This is a genomic window from Psychrobacillus sp. FSL K6-2836 (genome assembly GCF_038003085.1).
Taxonomy (GTDB): domain Bacteria; phylum Bacillota; class Bacilli; order Bacillales_A; family Planococcaceae; genus Psychrobacillus.
Genome location: NZ_JBBOOM010000001.1, coordinates 2,754,783 through 2,770,704, shown reverse-complemented (window position 1 = coordinate 2,770,704; position 15,922 = coordinate 2,754,783). Strand labels below are relative to the sequence as shown.

Annotated in this window: 18 protein-coding genes and 7 tRNA genes; 1 reads left to right on the top strand and 24 read right to left on the bottom strand. The window is 37.7% G+C overall.

Translation table 11 applies throughout. The features are described from left to right. Positions 1-28 precede the first annotated feature (28 nt). From MKY37_RS13215 to acpS, 22 genes are all read right to left on the bottom strand, one after another. A tRNA-Gly gene (locus MKY37_RS13215) sits at positions 29-102 on the bottom strand. Positions 103-130: 28 nt separating this feature from the next. Next, positions 131-217: transfer RNA gene (locus tag MKY37_RS13210), tRNA-Leu, on the bottom strand. A 64-nt stretch (positions 218-281) separates the two neighbouring features. Then, positions 282-354 (bottom strand) — tRNA-Lys (locus MKY37_RS13205). Positions 355-359: 5 nt separating this feature from the next. Further along, positions 360-434: transfer RNA gene (locus tag MKY37_RS13200), tRNA-Gln, on the bottom strand. Between the two features lie 3 nt (positions 435-437). After that, positions 438-513 (bottom strand) — tRNA-Asp (locus MKY37_RS13195). Positions 514-541: 28 nt separating this feature from the next. Further along, positions 542-613: transfer RNA gene (locus MKY37_RS13190), tRNA-Glu, on the bottom strand. A 4-nt stretch (positions 614-617) separates the two neighbouring features. Beyond that, positions 618-692 (bottom strand) — tRNA-Asn (locus tag MKY37_RS13185). An 80-nt stretch (positions 693-772) separates the two neighbouring features. Then, entirely contained in the window at positions 773-1,243 is a 471-nt protein-coding gene (locus tag MKY37_RS13180) for a SprT family protein (RefSeq protein WP_340777815.1), read from the bottom strand. Between the two features lie 64 nt (positions 1,244-1,307). Further along, positions 1,308-3,473: a Tex family protein gene (locus tag MKY37_RS13175; protein ID WP_340777814.1), complete on the bottom strand. Its 2,166-nt coding sequence runs from the start codon at positions 3,471-3,473 to the stop codon at positions 1,308-1,310. A gap of 86 nt (positions 3,474-3,559) precedes the next feature. Beyond that, positions 3,560-4,156 (bottom strand): PP2C family serine/threonine-protein phosphatase, encoded by a 597-nt coding sequence (locus MKY37_RS13170; protein WP_340777812.1) that lies wholly within the window; start codon positions 4,154-4,156, stop codon positions 3,560-3,562. Beyond that, positions 4,153-4,938, bottom strand: coding sequence for an RNA polymerase sigma factor SigB (gene sigB / locus MKY37_RS13165; protein WP_340777809.1), 786 nt, complete (start codon positions 4,936-4,938; stop codon positions 4,153-4,155). The genes MKY37_RS13170 and sigB overlap by 4 nt, the downstream gene beginning before the upstream one ends. Further along, the gene (gene rsbW, locus MKY37_RS13160; RefSeq protein ID WP_211895672.1) at positions 4,916-5,386 is read right to left on the bottom strand and encodes an anti-sigma B factor RsbW; all 471 of its coding nucleotides are present in this window, start codon (positions 5,384-5,386) and stop codon (positions 4,916-4,918) included. The genes sigB and rsbW overlap by 23 nt, the downstream gene beginning before the upstream one ends. After that, complete coding sequence (locus MKY37_RS13155) at positions 5,373-5,720, bottom strand: anti-sigma factor antagonist (protein WP_340777806.1); 348 nt, start codon at positions 5,718-5,720, stop codon at positions 5,373-5,375. Before MKY37_RS13155 ends, rsbW begins: the two co-directional genes overlap by 14 nt. 67 nt (positions 5,721-5,787) lie before the next feature. After that, complete coding sequence (locus MKY37_RS13150) at positions 5,788-6,786, bottom strand: PP2C family protein-serine/threonine phosphatase (RefSeq protein WP_340777802.1); 999 nt, start codon at positions 6,784-6,786, stop codon at positions 5,788-5,790. Positions 6,787-6,802: 16 nt separating this feature from the next. Further along, positions 6,803-7,204 (bottom strand): anti-sigma regulatory factor, encoded by a 402-nt coding sequence (locus MKY37_RS13145; protein ID WP_340777801.1) that lies wholly within the window; start codon positions 7,202-7,204, stop codon positions 6,803-6,805. 5 nt (positions 7,205-7,209) lie between these two features. Further along, positions 7,210-7,572, bottom strand: a complete 363-nt coding sequence (locus MKY37_RS13140; protein ID WP_340777799.1) for an STAS domain-containing protein — start codon at positions 7,570-7,572, stop codon at positions 7,210-7,212. Next, positions 7,572-8,399 carry an STAS domain-containing protein gene (locus MKY37_RS13135; protein ID WP_340777797.1) on the bottom strand — a complete coding sequence of 276 codons (828 nt, stop codon included), beginning with the start codon at positions 8,397-8,399 and terminating at the stop codon, positions 7,572-7,574. The genes MKY37_RS13140 and MKY37_RS13135 overlap by 1 nt, the downstream gene beginning before the upstream one ends. 309 nt (positions 8,400-8,708) lie before the next feature. Continuing rightward, the gene (locus tag MKY37_RS13130) at positions 8,709-9,059 is read right to left on the bottom strand and encodes a type II toxin-antitoxin system PemK/MazF family toxin (RefSeq protein WP_090566493.1); all 351 of its coding nucleotides are present in this window, start codon (positions 9,057-9,059) and stop codon (positions 8,709-8,711) included. Positions 9,060-9,063: 4 nt separating this feature from the next. Beyond that, positions 9,064-9,345: a transcriptional regulator gene (locus tag MKY37_RS13125; protein ID WP_241597902.1), complete on the bottom strand. Its 282-nt coding sequence runs from the start codon at positions 9,343-9,345 to the stop codon at positions 9,064-9,066. Between the two features lie 133 nt (positions 9,346-9,478). Continuing rightward, positions 9,479-10,585, bottom strand: coding sequence for an alanine racemase (alr, locus tag MKY37_RS13120; protein ID WP_340777790.1), 1,107 nt, complete (start codon positions 10,583-10,585; stop codon positions 9,479-9,481). A 66-nt stretch (positions 10,586-10,651) separates the two neighbouring features. Next, positions 10,652-11,677 (bottom strand): LolA family protein, encoded by a 1,026-nt coding sequence (locus tag MKY37_RS13115; RefSeq protein WP_340777788.1) that lies wholly within the window; start codon positions 11,675-11,677, stop codon positions 10,652-10,654. A 58-nt stretch (positions 11,678-11,735) separates the two neighbouring features. After that, positions 11,736-12,089 carry a holo-ACP synthase gene (gene acpS / locus MKY37_RS13110; protein ID WP_340777786.1) on the bottom strand — a complete coding sequence of 118 codons (354 nt, stop codon included), beginning with the start codon at positions 12,087-12,089 and terminating at the stop codon, positions 11,736-11,738. Positions 12,090-12,157: 68 nt separating this feature from the next. Between acpS and MKY37_RS13105 the strand changes: the two genes are divergently transcribed. Beyond that, positions 12,158-12,784, top strand: a complete 627-nt coding sequence (locus MKY37_RS13105) for a rhomboid family intramembrane serine protease (protein ID WP_340777783.1) — start codon at positions 12,158-12,160, stop codon at positions 12,782-12,784. 655 nt (positions 12,785-13,439) lie between these two features. On the opposite strand, the gene MKY37_RS13100 is transcribed toward MKY37_RS13105, so the two are convergent. Continuing rightward, positions 13,440-14,945, bottom strand: a complete 1,506-nt coding sequence (locus tag MKY37_RS13100) for a PH domain-containing protein (protein ID WP_340777781.1) — start codon at positions 14,943-14,945, stop codon at positions 13,440-13,442. Then, positions 14,938-15,417: a PH domain-containing protein gene (locus MKY37_RS13095; protein ID WP_340777779.1), complete on the bottom strand. Its 480-nt coding sequence runs from the start codon at positions 15,415-15,417 to the stop codon at positions 14,938-14,940. The genes MKY37_RS13100 and MKY37_RS13095 overlap by 8 nt, the downstream gene beginning before the upstream one ends. Between the last annotated feature and the right edge of the window lie 505 nt (positions 15,418-15,922).

Here is a 15,922-nt window from a genome sequence, read left to right as displayed (position 1 = left end):
GTTTTCAATGTTCAATAGTATTAAATAATGGAGCGGGTGAAGAGAATCGAACTCTCATCATCAGCTTGGAAGGCTGAGGTTTTACCACTAAACTACACCCGCATTAAATTATGTTAAATTGTTATGTGACTGGTGCGGCCGAGAGGACTTGAACCTCCACGGGGTTATCCCCCACTAGGCCCTCAACCTAGCGCGTCTGCCGTTCCGCCACGACCGCTTAGTAATTAATAGGACAAGGTTGATTATACTCTCTTACACCTTAAATGTCAATAACAATTTGATGAGCCATGTAGGATTCGAACCTACGACCCTCTGATTAAAAGTCAGATGCTCTACCAACTGAGCTAATGGCTCAAAAATGGCTGGGGTACCTGGATTCGAACCAGGGCATGATGGAATCAAAATCCATTGCCTTACCGCTTGGCTATACCCCAACATGGCGGTCCCGACCGGGATCGAACCGGCGATCTCCTGCGTGACAGGCAGGCATGTTAACCGCTACACCACGGGACCGTTGAAAATATTAAATAATAAATGGTAATGACCCCTACGGGATTCGAACCCGTGTTACCGCCGTGAAAGGGCGGTGTCTTAACCGCTTGACCAAGGGGCCATAATGGCTCCGAAGGTAGGACTCGAACCTACGACCGATCGATTAACAGTCGATTGCTCTACCACTGAGCTACTTCGGAATAATTTTTGTCGTTTTGTTTTACTCGACTTTTTCTATTATAGAGAGGGTTTTGTAAAACGTCAACTACTTTTCGAAAATTTATTTCAGATTTTCCGAAGAAACTAATATCAAATCTCCGTAACACTTGCCACAACGGTATTTCTTTGTATTTAAAAGAATTTTCCGATTATATAAAAGGGAGCATTTTGCACATTTATACGTATACCTCTTTGTAGCTTTCCTTCCTTTTCCCTCTATTAGCGTAGAACAAAATCTAGGTGAATTTGTTGCTTTGAGTAGCTCACGAAAGTCGGCATCCCGATGTTGATATCCTTTTCCTTCTATATGTAAATGATAATGACAAAGCTCATGTTTGATCACCCCTACCAATTCTTCCAATCCATATTTTTCGAATACTAACGGATTTATCTCTATATGATGTGATCTCAACATATATCTCCCACCAGTAGTTCGGAGACGGCGATTAAAATATGCTTTATGTAGAAAGTCTTTCCCAAATATCTCGTTCGATACACGACATACTAGTTCGTACAGTTTTTCATCTGACAAATTACTCACTCCTATTTAAAAAGAGGTTGTCCAATGGCATATCTCCATTGGACAACTCTATTAGTTACACTTGTTGTTCTGGAGGAAGCATCGTTAATGCAATTCTTCCTTTATTGGCATCGAACTGTTCTACCCATACAGTTACTATATCTCCGAGCGAGACCACATCTAAAGGATGTTTGACAAATCCTTTTTTTAGTTTAGAAATATGAACTAAGCCATCTTGTTTTACGCCGATATCTACAAATGCACCAAAGTCTACTACATTTCGAACTGTCCCTTGCAGTTCCATCCCTGTTTTTAAGTCCTCTAATTTGAGTACATCTTTTTTCAGGATTGGCTGCGGGAATGCTTCACGAGGATCACGTGCCGGCTTGATCAATGTATCTACAATATCTTTTAGTGTGATTTCGCCTATCTCTAACTCTTTACTTACTTCTTCTATTGAAATCTTCTTTAACGCCTCTTCTGCTTCCCTTGTTCCGATTTGCGTTTTCTTAAGACCCGCAATCTCTAGAACCTGCTCCGCTCCTTTATAACTTTCGGGGTGAATACCAGTTGCATCAAATGGATTTTTTGCATCTGGCACGCGTAAAAATCCAATTGCTTGCTCATATGTTTTAGCGCCAAGGCGTGGAATCTTCTTGAGTTGTGCTCGAGAAGTAAATCTTCCTTGCTCATTCCTCATATTCACCACGTTTTCTGCGACTGTTTTTGAAAGTCCAGAAACATATTGTAATAGAGATGCTGATGCAGTGTTTACATTTACTCCGACTTGGTTAACTGCAGTTTCTACTATAAAGGATAGAGAATCCGATAATTTTTTTTGTGAGACATCATGCTGGTATTGTCCTACTCCTACTGCTTTCGGATCTATTTTCACTAATTCTGCGAGAGGATCCTGCAGTCTTCTTGCAATAGATACTGCACTACGCTGCTCTACTTGTAAGTCAGGAAACTCGTTACGTGCAGTTTCTGAGGCTGAATACACACTGGCACCAGCTTCATTTACTATTACGTACGCTACTTCTTCCTCTGCTTCTTTTAAACAGTCCACGATGAATTGTTCTGTTTCGCGGGAGGCTGTTCCATTTCCGATGGCAACCAATGATATAGGGTAGTTCTTTAAGTAAGCAAGTACTTTTTTCTTCGATCCTTCTACATCCATTTTAGGTGCATGTGGATAAATAGCAGAAACCTCTAGAAGCTTTCCTGTATCATCCACAACCGCTAGCTTACACCCAGTACGATAAGCTGGATCGACACCTAGAATCACTTTTCCTTTTAAAGGTGGTTGCAATAATAGATTACGTAGGTTTTCAGAGAAAATATGAATAGCCTGCGCTTCTGCTTTTTCAGTAAGCTCCGCTCGAATTTCTCGTTCTACAGAAGGCTGAATTAGTCGCTTATACGAATCTTCTACCGCCAATTCGATCTGTTCCACCGCATCACTAGAGGAAGATTTAACCCATTGAGCTTTCATCACGTTAGTTGCTTTCTCCATTGGAACTTGAAGACCAACTTTTAGGATATCCTCTTTTTCTCCGCGATTTAACGCTAATATACGGTGAGGAACTATCTTTTTCACAGGTTCTTCGTACTCGTAATACATCTCAAATACATTCTTTTCGTCTAGTTCAGCTTTTTTAACAGACGCAATAATTTTACCGTCCGCACGGGTTATATTTCGAATTTGCTCTCGTATTTTGGCATCATCGGCGAATTGCTCCGCCAGAATATCCCTAGCTCCTAGTAAAGCGTCTTCCACAGATAAGACTTCTAAGTCCTCATTCAGAAATTCTTCTGCTAGTATAGCTACAGACTCTTTAGGGAAAGTCATTATTAGATTAGCCAGTGGTTCTAATCCTTTTTCCTTTGCAATAGTAGCTTTTGTTCTGCGTTTTTGTTTATAAGGACGATATAAATCTTCTACTCGCTGAAGCACTGTTGCATTATTAATAGAAGTAGTCAACTCTTCGGTTAGTTTACCTTGTTCTTCGATTAGGCGGAGGATTTCTTCTTTTCTTTGTTCTAGTTGTTGTATGTAGTTATAGCGATCTTCGACGGCTTTTATTTGAACTTCGTCTAAAGATCCTGTTTGTTCTTTTCTATATCGAGCGATGAAGGGAACTGTATTTCCCTCTTCTAGTAATTTTATAACCTGTTCTGCTTGCGATGATTTAACACCTGTATCTTTTGAAACTAATTGGAGCATCTTCTTTATTTCCAAAACAAACACGTCCTTTCTTTATAGTACTCATTTTACCATATCTGGCGCCTTCTAGAAAAAGATCAAACAAAAAAGCTTACCCCTGATTAGAGTAAGCTTCCAACTATAAATGTAGAGTCGTCTCCATGTTCGATTTCCTTAAAAACTGTGTCATAGAGACATCGAGCATTTGCCGCAACTTTGATAGTAGATTTTGGACTATTCATCACAACACCATCGGAGTGCAGCATGAACAAATCATTTTTATCACATGCGTATGTTTGAGTATTAGTCCTTTGTTTTCTTCCAGACAAATATCCCATTACTGGTAAGGGATAAATCATTTTGTCTGTAGCACGTTTATACATATAAAACTTTACATTTCCTACACAGCTATAGGATATAGTTTGATTTTTATAATCTATTTTTACTAACGCTACTGCCGCACCGCGTTTTTGAACCATCAAATCATTGCAACGTAATAATAATTCATCTAGTGTTTCTTCTTTATATTGCTCTAAAATTTCGGGAATAATATCAGCAGACTCTTTAGCTACTGGCCCGTTTCCCAATCCGTCTGCTATAGCACAAAGCATAAAATCGTCTGTCTTTGTAATGTAATAGGTATCTCCAGATTCTAAATTTCCACTTTTGGCTTCTTGGTATACAAACAATTCTACTTTGTCATCTGAAAAATCCATCATTTTACTACTCCACCTGACGATAAAATGGCCTCTTGTAATTTCTTTATAGCTTTGCGTTGAATTCTAGATACGTGCATTTGGGATATACCGAGACGTTCACCCGTCTCTTTTTGACTAAGTTGCTCCATATATGTAAGTTGAATTATTTCTTTCTCTCGTTCAGATAAAACATTAAGCGCATTGGCTACAAGTAAACGCTGATCTGTTTTCTCGTACTCGCTATCCGTTTTACCTATTACGTCAAATAATGTAATTGTGCTTCCATCCGAATCCGATTCAAGCGAATGATCCATAGATAATGCTTGATAACTTTTACCCATTTCCATAGCTTCTAGCACATCTTCCACTTCTACCCCTAGGAAATCAGCTATTTCGGGGATAATAGGTGAACGTTGAAATTCAACTGTTAGTGTTTCAACCGCCGCTCGGATACGTGGTCCTAGCTCTTTAATCCTTCTTGGAACATGAATAGCCCACGTTTTATCTCTCAAAAAACGTTTTATCTCGCCGATAATTGTCGGAATTGCAAAAGCTTCAAAGTTTTTACCAAAGGATGGATCATATCTTCGAATAGCCCCAAGGAGACCCAGCATGCCTACTTGTGCGATATCCTCATGATGCGATTTACCATTAGAGTATTTTCGAGCGATAGATTCAACCAATCTAGTATAATTTAGCACTAAATTTGTTTGAGCCTCTTCACTTTCTGTCTCTTGATATTCCTTGATCCATTCCAATATTTTCTCTTTCGATTCTTTATTAGGAAGGGACGTGTTCGACATTTTCATCCACCTGCTCTACTCCGACATGTTTCGTCATAAATACAGTAACACCTTCTTGGTGATGGACTTTCACTTCATCCATTAATGTCTCGATTAAATATAAACCAAGACCGCCTTCTCTTAAAAAGGATATTTCTTCTAATTCGTGATATGGTCCTACTTTTGCTTTTGTTTCTTCAAAGTTAAAACTTTTCCCATGATCCGCAACCATGATTTCCATTTTTTCTTCGTACAAAGCGCAGCCAATGACCACTTCGCCTTCCTCATTATCCGCATAGGCATGTTGTACAGCATTTGTAATGGCTTCACTTGCAGCGATTTTTAAATCTTCAATATCGTCATACGTAAATCCGATGCGATTGGCTAAACCAGAAATTGTGAGTCGTGCAACGCTAACATACTGTGGCTTCGCAGGCACTCGGATTTCTACATAATCAAACGGTTTCATCTATTTTCACCTCTTTATCTGTAGCCTGGATATCCATAATTTCTACTAAACCAGTTATATCGAATAGGCGTTTTAATCTAGATGAAAGTCCCGTTAACTCCATATGACCATTTGCAGCATTTATACTTTTATAAAAACCAACAAAAACACCTAACCCTGTACTATCCATATATGAAACGTCCATTAAATTCAATTCAACATTCGTATTTTCTTGTAAGTCTATCTCCATTAGTTTCTCTCTTAGTATTGGCGCTGTATAAGCATCAATCTCTCCACCAATGAATCCTTTAATGTGCAACTCATCTAATGTATGTAATTCAACTGAAATATTCATTTATTGTTCCCCCGTTTTCGCTATATATAGTCTGTATACCACCAATTAGCTTTTGATAAACCTTAAATTACTTCTTTTTGAAAATAACGAGTGTAAAATCATCTCGTTGTTCAAACTCCTGCAATTCCTCCAGCTTATGAAATACATATTCCACCATATCTTGGGCGGACTGATCTCTTACGCTTTCAATAATATCCATCACGGTATTTTGGTCAATGAATCCATCTTTTGAACGACATTCAGTTACGCCATCGGTCATCATAACGATAAAATCGTCTTTTTCTAAGGAAATAGAATGTTGTTCATATTTAACATTGGAAATAACACCTAATAATAATCCCTTTGCTTGTAATTCTGAAAAACTATTAGATTTAGCGCAATAAAATAAAGGTGGTTCGTGTCCGGCTGATGCATATGTAAACACACTTTTCGAAGTGTCGTAAGTTCCATAAAACATAGAAATAAACATCGAATCACTTACACTTTTCTCAACGATTCTATTAATGACATCTAGTACTATTATAGGTTCAGTTTCTGCTCCATTCAAACTATCCATTCCATATTTAATCATGGACATGCACAAGGCAGCTGGAATCCCTTTTCCGATTACATCAGCAACAGCGATACCTACTGTAGTATCATCATTTAGAAAATGCGTATAATCACCGTTCATTTCTTTTGCAGGAACTGAGATCATCCCTATATCCAAATCGTTCAACTGTGGCACCTTTGTTTTCAACAAGGTTTGTTGAACATTAGACGCTAACTCCATTTCCATCTTAAAGTTTTCCTGTTTCTTTATTAACGTTTGATGTTCTTTTAATGCTAGTCCATATCTAATCATCACTTCTATTAATAAATCAAAAGAATGCCAAACATTGTTCGGCAAATCAGGCATAAGCTCTTCTAAAGAAGCCTTATGTATGCTTATAACTTCCTCTGGAGAAATATTCTTTTGGATGAGTTGTCTACTGAAATTTTGCCCCTCATACAAATTATGTTCTGTTTGTCTTTGCGTGTATTGTTCTAAAATCTCTTTGTATTGTCTCTTAAACTCTTGAGGCATACTTTAAATTCACCTCCTATCTTAATAACTTAGATGCACTAATTGTAGTGCCTTCTCCTAGTACAGTTTCAATTCTAAAATCATCCATTAATCGCTTTACACCTGGTAGACCGGCGCCAAGACCACCCGACGTTGTATACCCATCTTCCATGACTTTACGAACATCTACAATTCCTGGTCCGCTATCAGATGCAATTACTAATAGACCTCTCAGATTACCTTCTGTAATTTGTCTAATTTCTATTTTACCTTTACCTGCATATAAGTATATATTACGAGCGAGCTCACTAATCGCTGTCGTAATTCTTGCTTGGTCAACTGTACCGAAGCCAACATCTTTCGCTTCATTTCTTCCAAGTTGCCTTGCAGCAACGATATCCCACTCAGTTATTATATCAACAGAAGACCTTAAGTTCATATGGATTAGTCCTCCAATTCTCGTTCTAATTTTTCCAATCCATTTTCTAAGTCTAGAGCCGTGACTACATTCTCAAGCCTAATTCCTAATTCTATGAGGGTAATAGCTACTGCAGGTTGAATACCCGTAATCACTACCTTTGCACCCATTAGACCGGACATACTAATAACATCGCCCAGTACCTTTGCGATGAATGAGTCGATAAAGTCGATCGGCGTAAGATCAAGTACTACTCCTCTCGCTGCGGTTGTATGAAGCTTATCAAGTAAATCTTCTTGAAAAGCAAGAGCAGTTTGATCATCTAACTCCCACTGGATGGAAACGATTAAACAATCTCTCAGTTTTAAAATTGGTATTCTTGTCATCATTATATATTCACCTCTACTATTGCACGATTTGTCATTGCTAGGGCTTGTTCAACCCCTTTTTGTAAAGTGCTTGTTGTTGTGAAATCATTTAAATTAATGCCTAGAGTGACGATAGTTTGAGCAATTTCTGGTCGAATTCCAACTAGCATACATTTGGCTCCGACTAAACGTACAGCATCTGCTGCTTGAATAATATGATGAGCAACCATCGTATCTACTACAGGAACTCCTGTTATGTCTAGTAATACTACTTCTGCCCGATGCTTGACTACTCCCTGTAGTAGGTTTTCCATGATTAGTTTTGCTCGTTCTGTATCAATTGTACCTACTAAAGGCATAACTGAAATTTTTTCAAAAACAGGAATTAATGAAGCAGAAAGCTCTTGTAAAGCAATTTTTTGTAAACTCACTGTTTTTTCCCACACTACAGAATAAGCATCCACAATACTATGGTTTAAAGGAGTAATCCAATTAGTTAATAATTCTCTGTGTGATTTGAAATTACCTTCATTTAAATACTCTACTTCGTCCATTTTTTCATAAATTACTTCCGTAAAGTTCGTTAGTGCCTTTAATACAAAAGAAATAGACCACCCATAGCGTACAATCTGAACAGAGAAATCATTTAACTTTGCCGTGTATGTCGCTTTTTCTTCCGTTAGATTCGAAATCATTAACTCTCCGAATTCACGAACTGTGTTGTCAACAATTTTATCCGACATAATTTGGAAGAATCGATCATCTTTCTCTTCTTCCATTTTGACTCTCCAATTTTCTAAAATTTCATCAATATTTTCATGAATATACGAAGCAATTCTTTTATTCATTGTTCCTCATACATCTCCTCGTTGAATATTAGTAATTATATTGTACAGAATTTCATCTTACATTACATCTTTTATACATAGTTTATGTGATCTTTTATACTTGTCCATATTTTAAAAAGCAGAGATCCTGCATTACTGTTACTAGTTTCTTTTGCGTCGGGCAAGTTGAATTGGTAATGTTTCCCACTTGTTATAGGAATTATTTGTCGGAAGTTTTCAGACCTTTTATACACTTATTAACAAAAGTTTTTTACCTATTAAAAAACACAATGTGTCTTTGTCGGTTACACATTGTGTTCTTACTATGTATTAAAATTTAACGATACCTAAGCTAATCCCTAATGCATGATCCACATCTTCCATCACGTCTACGTCTAGGTGGGTGATTTTATCCGTGAGTCGAGATTTATCAATTGTTCTTAACTGTTCCAATAAAATAACCGAATCACGTTCAAAATCATATTCTTTTGCATTTATTTCTACATGCGTTGGTAATTTCGCCTTTTGAATTTGAGCTGTGATAGCTGCCACAATGACAGTTGGACTGAATCTATTACCGATATCATTTTGTATCACCAAAACGGGTCTGGTACCACCTTGCTCAGACCCGATTACTGGTGATAAATCCGCAAAAAAAACGTCTCCACGTTTTACGATCAAATTTTCATCCTCCACTTACGAGTCGCTCTGTTGTATGTTGAGCTTCGTATTCTGCATGTAAACACTCCGTACAAATGGATAGATTTATATGAGACATCTCAACATAGCCTTTCATCATCGCTTCTCTTATAAGATTTGCCTGACCATTTTTTACATATTCATTTGCTTGGACACGAACGAAACTTTCTACGCCAGTTAATGATTGTTTTACGGTTTTTACTCCTTCATTAACCAATTGATTTGGAAGCTGAATAATCGCTTCCTTTTTCTTTTTATCACTTACCACAGCAAACACCTCCGACAAAACATTTCCCTATATGACAATATACTTCATCTTACCATTTCTCAAGCTGAAATAAAAGACATTACGAGAAATGGTTAGACAAATTATGCATATATTCTTAAATTTTGTCGAAAGTTTACTTGCTATATATTCTGGGGATTCTATTGGAAAATGTGCAGCAAACTTCATAAGGGATAGTTTCCAGTGCTTCAGCCCATTCTTCAATAAGAATCTCCTCGGTTTCTTGTTTACCTATTAATACAACTTTTTCACCAATCTTTACTTTTTCATCGAGACGAATCATGCATTGATCCATACAAATTTTCCCGACGATTGGCATCTTTTTTCCTTTTATCAATACAGATTGATTATGTAGTTTTCTTAATAAGCCATCTGCATAACCAATCGGAATTGTTGCAATCCACTCGTCCGATGGAGCTACATATGTAGCCCCGTAACCAATGGTAGAGCCCTTCGGAACCTTTTTTACATGTGTAACCTCTGTGTGCAACGTAAGTGCTTTTTCTAATGGAAATGGAAGTTCTCCATTAACCCAAGGAGATGGCGCTATCCCATACATAGATATACCAAAACGCACAGCATTCCAGTGTTGGTCAGGATATATTAATGTCGCTGCACTATTAGAGGTGTGCACTAAGGTAGGTCTTAGCTCAAATACATTTAATAACTTTTCAAATCTTGACACTTGTTGTTGGAATACCGTTTGCTCTTCCTCATCCGCGGTTGCAAAATGCGTGAAAACACCCGTAACATGCAACCAGTCTCTTTCACGAATGAAAGCAAGTGCCTGCTCTAGCTCTGTTTCTTCCGTAAAACCAATTCTGCCCATACCGCTATCAATCTTTATATGCAGCTTTAAAGGACTTTGGAGATTCCGAGTAGCATTTAGCCACTCATATGAATATGCTGTAAGTGTAATGTTATGTCTGGAAGCCTCTTCTAAGAAAGAGAGCGGAGATGTGCCTAATAAAAGTATATCCGCTTGAATACCCGCTTCCCTTAAGCGTAATGCCTCTTCCGGCGTGGCAACCGCCAAGAGATTGGCTCCTGCTTTTAATGCAGCTTGTGCAACAGCAATATCTCCATGGCCGTATCCATTCGCCTTTACAACGGCTATTACTCCAGTATGTTCCGGAAGTATTTCCTGGAGTCGTTTTATATTATTTTGTATGGCTTGTAAATTTACTTTTATGAACGTTGGTCGGTAATACTTTTGCGACATATAGTTCCCTCTTTTAATCAGTTTAAACCGATTATCCTACTAGTGTAATGAAGTAGTCAACCCTAATCACTTTAAACCACCAGTAGTCATTGATGCTGCAACTTCAATCATCTCTTCTTTTGTTAAAGTTGATGAAGCAATAAAGAATGACATTCCATCCTGCTCCCAAGAAAGAGATTGGTCTGTTATTGCACCAATTGCAACTCCTAGGTCAACTGGATCTCCAGGTGAAAACACAGGAATGATAGAAGAATCGCCTTGTTCACTTCTATGTTGAATAATCGTAAATTCTTTATCTCCGCTATATGTTAAGATAATTCTTTTTTCTCCGTCTACTTCCATTACTTTCTCATCAATATTATGCACTTGTTCCCATTTTAACATTGGATAATATGTTTCAAATTCAGCATCATCAATTTCCGCAGATGCCTCTACTGTTTCTTCCGTGCCTTCTGCTTTACCAGTAGGTGTTTGTTCAATCTTATATTCTGCTGCAGCACGAGTTTTTCCTAGTGATACCTTGTCGAATTTAATATGAATTTGTTCTTCTTTATTTTCATTCATGATAGAAACATCCGTTGGTAGTAACGTCTTTTTGTTGATGTAAATTTTTTGATACGGCAACATGTTTTTATGGTTATTACTTGTTTTTGTTTCAAAGACATAATTGTCACCTTCTTCTTTGAAGGTTGCCGCCTTGTCTTTTTTTATGTCGTTTGCTAGTGAACCGATCAAATATGCTTGGCTATTTTCAGTTGGCCATTTGCTTTGAAACTTATATGTTTTGTTTAGTGCTGGTGTTACGACAAATACGCCTTCTGTGTTACGAATAATCATTTGCGTATTCTCAGCATTTGTATCCGACACCTCTACTCGGTAAAAATCAGGTTTAGTATGCCAAACTTCCACACCGTACACTCTTGGTTCATCCCCAGTTAAGATGCTCATCTCAGCTGTGAGCTCATATCCCTTTGCATCCACCCACTTGTTACTTAGTTTTTTCACAACATCTTCTTTTGAATCGGCTCCACATGCAGACAGTACTAAAATTGTTACAAATAAAAATAATAGTTTAGCCACTCGGCTCTTCAATCAGTCCATCCTTTCTATTATCACTGCGTTCATTCATTGTATGTAGATGGACGACCGGTTATGATTGTAGAATTACCTGAGCAGCCGCATAAACTTTTGTATGAGTGATAGAAACAAATCCATTAACTTCTATTCCCTTAAAATACAGGATTGGCTTACCAGAAGGCTCTTTTAGAATTTCAATATCTTGAAAACTGCAATCTTTTCCTATTCCAGTTCCTCGGGCTTTAGAAAATGCTTCTTTCGCTGCAAATCTTCCAGCTAAATATTCTATTTGTCTTGCCTCTGATAATTCGTTTAATTGAAGTCTTTCTTTGTCGGTAAGTACACGTTCTTCAAATTTACTTGTTTTAGCCTGAATTGATTTAATTCTTTCAATTTCAGTTATATCTAATCCTATTCCAGTAATCATAAATGTTTCTCCTTTCCAAATATCCTTCTTACAGGATATACTAATAGTAGAAAACTTGAGGTGAAATAATGTTTAGTAGAACAGAAAATTTCAAACAATACATAAAACTATATCCAGTTGTTTCTTCTTTGCTCGTATTAAATATCGCTATTCATATTTTAACGTTGGTTCCTATAGTTGGACCCCAACTCTATAATTTTGGTATTCATTTTAACCTATTGATTAGTGAAGGTGAATATTGGCGTTTGCTAACTCCGATATTCTTGCATGCAACCATTGCTCACTTATTATTTAATATGTTCTCCTTATACATATTTGGACCAGAGTTGGAGCAATTGGCAGGGAAAGCTCGTTTCCTAACTATTTATATGTTAGCGGGATTAGTCGGTAATGTTGCCACCTACCTAATACATGACTGGAATTATACGAGTGTTGGTGCAAGTGGTGCGATTTATGGGATATTCGGAGCTTTTGGGGCTTTAGTTTATTATACGAGAAATTTCATGCCACAGCTAAAACAAATCATTATCCCGATTATCGTTATTGGGGTCATTATGACATTCTTACAGCCACAGATTAATATCACTGCCCATATAGCAGGGTTGATAACTGGGTTTATACTAGGAATGATTTACTTCCATCCTAAGCGAATTGCAGCTTGGAAGAAACGGCAACGTAAGCTTAAATCTGTGTAAGGGAAGCATATTGGAAAACTGTGCAAAAGACGCCCGGTTTTTTAAGTTCAAAACCTGTTTCTATCATTTTCGAATGGCTTTGGACAAACGTTTTGCTATATGATTACCGAGTGAATTTTTCGGGATGCTAGTTAGTTGTGACGTCCGTCACAACTAACCAGCATCCCTTTTTTCGGTAATCTTATAAGAAGCACCCGAAGATACAATTTCGGGCGCTACCTCCTTCTTTATTGGGTAAACACTTACTATCCCCTACTCTTTCACTATTATATAAAAACTAGTAATTTATTTTCTAAATCACTATGAGAACGGTAGTTAAATAACACTAGACACTCTAATCTTAAATTTTTAATAGGTTGCACTAAATCTTTCTTGTGGATCCTACATTGATTGTAGTAAAAGGTGGCGACTTCAGCAGGAGGAGTGAGACAGATAAGCCATCACAATCGAACACGCAAGCGGTGGTGATGGCTTATTGCTCACCCGGCGGAGGCCAACAGGATGTTGGTCACGAAGGCGCTGCCACATGACGTGGCGCACTTAGCCTTTGTACCCCACCTGTAACGAAAATCACTAGTATTATTCATTCTTTAAAGTACTATGAGTGTTCACAGGACATTTTTATATACTTGCTTATCTATCAAAAAAGAACAACCTATAAAGGCTGTTCTTTTTGTATATCTACAGGTTCTATTCTAGCTGGTTCGTACCATTCCATTAGGCTTTCTGCATCAGCTTTTTCAATATGTTGAATAGTAGTAGCCGATCCAGACACACCAGACTTAATAGTAGTCATAATAGAAGAAATGTCTGCTTTTTTCTGAAAATACGTTGTACGTCCTGTCATTGCCTGAATACGTTTCTTTTCCATCCAAATAGATACTCTACTAAATAGGCGGTATTGTACAACTAGCTGTTTTTCATCCATCCAATATCCAGCCGTCTTGTGCTGCCACGCCCCAAATAGAAAGCTTAGCGGAAATAGTAATAGAGACAACAAACCAAACGGATAAAAGAAATAGCTAACTCCTGCTGCGACTGGTATCATCCATAAGAAATCTAAACGATAGAAAAACTTTCTAGAGCGCTTCGGAGCTCGTGTAAAGCTAGGTTCAAAGTCGTAATTAGGAAAAATTTGAACGAGAATAGGATTAATTTGGTCCTTTTTAATAAGAGGAATTAACCTAATTTTCTCATCCTTCTCAGCTAAAGACCCCCCAGCACTGTCAACAATGACTGTTGCATACCCCGTAAGCTGACGTAGCGGATTTTCCACAATACGTACTCCTTGTATGCGCGATAAAGGAATCGTAATCTTTTTCTTTTCGAGTAAACCTCTCGTTATAATGATTTCCTCATCTTCTACCCGAATAGTAAACTCATAGTAATTTATAAAAGTAATCGCCACTGATACAATCCAAGCAACAAATAGCACAAAAAATACAACTAAAGCGATTAGTAATGCCCCAAACCTGATAAACATAATAATTTCATTATAAATAGTTTCGTATGGAATCACTTCCGAGAATTGTGAGACAAACACAGCTAAACCTGAGAAAAAGACACCAACCCCGCCAGATGTACTAGCAAGAATGAATAAATCTTTTTGAGACAGACGGAATAATGGCTTCCGTTGTTCCACTATTAGCTCTTCTTGTTGTACCGTCTCATCAAAAATATCTGATTCCTTATTTTTAGCTAGATTCATCTCTTTTTTTATTTGTTCGGCTGCAACTTTAGATATTGCCGTCAACTCTGCATCCGCTTCTTTTGTTGCTCCTCCACCAGCTGTTTCTACTTTCACCTTTACCAACCCGAATGGTCTATGAAAGATACCCTCCGTGTAATTTAAGCTTTGAATGCGCTCAAATGGGATATATCTTTTTTTCTTTACGAAAAGACCATATTCAATACGGAGCTCTTCCTCTTCGAACCAATAACGAAATCTTTTCCATTTAATGATTCCGCTAACCAACATTGCAACTAATACTACTGCATAAATAATATAGATTATATAGGAGCTCCAGCCTTCAGAATCTCTGCCTCCTCCAAATCCATTTACCGCAATGACTACGACTAATGGTATAATCATTTCTTTTAATACTTTTACAAAGTTAATAACTGCAGATATAGGATGTAAAGTAAATTTCTCTTTAGACATCATCTTCCGCCACCCTTGCAAGTACAGAAATTCTGCCTCGAAGTTCGTCTGCCTCCGAAGTTATGAGTGCAGGAATTGTATGACTAGTTGCAGCAGTCGAAATAGTAATCGAGGATAAATCATACTTTCTCAAAATAGGACCCTGTTCAGTATCTACATGCTGCACACGAACCATTGGCACAAGCGTTCTTTTAACGATAAACAAACCATGTTGCAATTCGATTTCTTGTTCTCGCACCTCGTATCTCCAACGGGTCCATCTAATTTTTGGAAACAAATAAATTAATAAGTATCCTATGAGTAATATCACTACCCCATCCACTATGTATAACCATATATATTGTCCTGTGAAATAATTGATAACCCCTACCCCAATACCTACTAGTAAGGCAATTAAGGATTGAAATATTCCATAAATTCTCCAAACACGTAATCCTTTTTCAGATAACCGATTAATTGGTTCTTGTCTCATAATAAACCCCCTCTTTCATCATTGTATACGAAACCGACAATAAAATGTTTCAATATATTACAATTTTCTACGAGTATTAACTTACAGTTTTATTTTCCAAAAGAAAAAGGATGAGCTTACATCGAAATGTAAGTCCATCCTTTGAAATTTTGTCCAGCTTCAGTACCTAGCTCTTCGAGTCGCTTCAGAATTTCGATAAAGGCAAAGGACGCCTTTACCCGAAATCCTTCCAGCGCTTGTCAGAGCTTGCATAGGTGCTTACGCTTTTCTTGTCCAGCTTCAGCACCTAGCTCTTCGAGTCGCTTCAGAATTTCGATAAAGGCAAAAGACGCCTTTACCCGAAATCCTTCCAGCGCTTGTCAGAGCTTGCATAGGTGCTTACGCTTTTCTTATCCAGCTTCAGCACCTAGCTCCTCGAGTCGCTTCAGAATTTCGATAAAGGCAAAAGACGCCTTTACCCGAAATCCTTCCAGCGCTTGTCAGAGCTTGCATAGGTGCTTACGCT

What these genes read in the sequence shown, in the direction of transcription:
- acpS (WP_340777786.1), bottom strand. Translation starts at nt 12,089, where the DNA reads ATGATTACTGGAATAGGATTAGATATAACTGAAATTGAAAGAATTAAA.
- MKY37_RS13170 (WP_340777812.1), bottom strand. Translation starts at nt 4,156, where the DNA reads ATGATGGATTTTTCAGATGACAAAGTAGAATTGTTTGTATACCAAGAA.
- MKY37_RS13105 (WP_340777783.1), top strand. Translation starts at nt 12,158, where the DNA reads ATGTTTAGTAGAACAGAAAATTTCAAACAATACATAAAACTATATCCA.
- sigB (WP_340777809.1), bottom strand. Translation starts at nt 4,938, where the DNA reads ATGTCGAACACGTCCCTTCCTAATAAAGAATCGAAAGAGAAAATATTG.
- alr (WP_340777790.1), bottom strand. Translation starts at nt 10,585, where the DNA reads ATGTCGCAAAAGTATTACCGACCAACGTTCATAAAAGTAAATTTACAA.
- MKY37_RS13100 (WP_340777781.1), bottom strand. Translation starts at nt 14,945, where the DNA reads ATGTCTAAAGAGAAATTTACTTTACATCCTATATCTGCAGTTATTAAC.
- MKY37_RS13150 (WP_340777802.1), bottom strand. Translation starts at nt 6,786, where the DNA reads ATGCCTCAAGAGTTTAAGAGACAATACAAAGAGATTTTAGAACAATAC.
- MKY37_RS13140 (WP_340777799.1), bottom strand. Translation starts at nt 7,572, where the DNA reads ATGATGACAAGAATACCAATTTTAAAACTGAGAGATTGTTTAATCGTT.
- MKY37_RS13155 (WP_340777806.1), bottom strand. Translation starts at nt 5,720, where the DNA reads ATGAATATTTCAGTTGAATTACATACATTAGATGAGTTGCACATTAAA.
- MKY37_RS13095 (WP_340777779.1), bottom strand. Translation starts at nt 15,417, where the DNA reads ATGAGACAAGAACCAATTAATCGGTTATCTGAAAAAGGATTACGTGTT.
- MKY37_RS13145 (WP_340777801.1), bottom strand. Translation starts at nt 7,204, where the DNA reads ATGAACTTAAGGTCTTCTGTTGATATAATAACTGAGTGGGATATCGTT.
- rsbW (WP_211895672.1), bottom strand. Translation starts at nt 5,386, where the DNA reads ATGAAACCGTTTGATTATGTAGAAATCCGAGTGCCTGCGAAGCCACAG.
- MKY37_RS13135 (WP_340777797.1), bottom strand. Translation starts at nt 8,399, where the DNA reads ATGAATAAAAGAATTGCTTCGTATATTCATGAAAATATTGATGAAATT.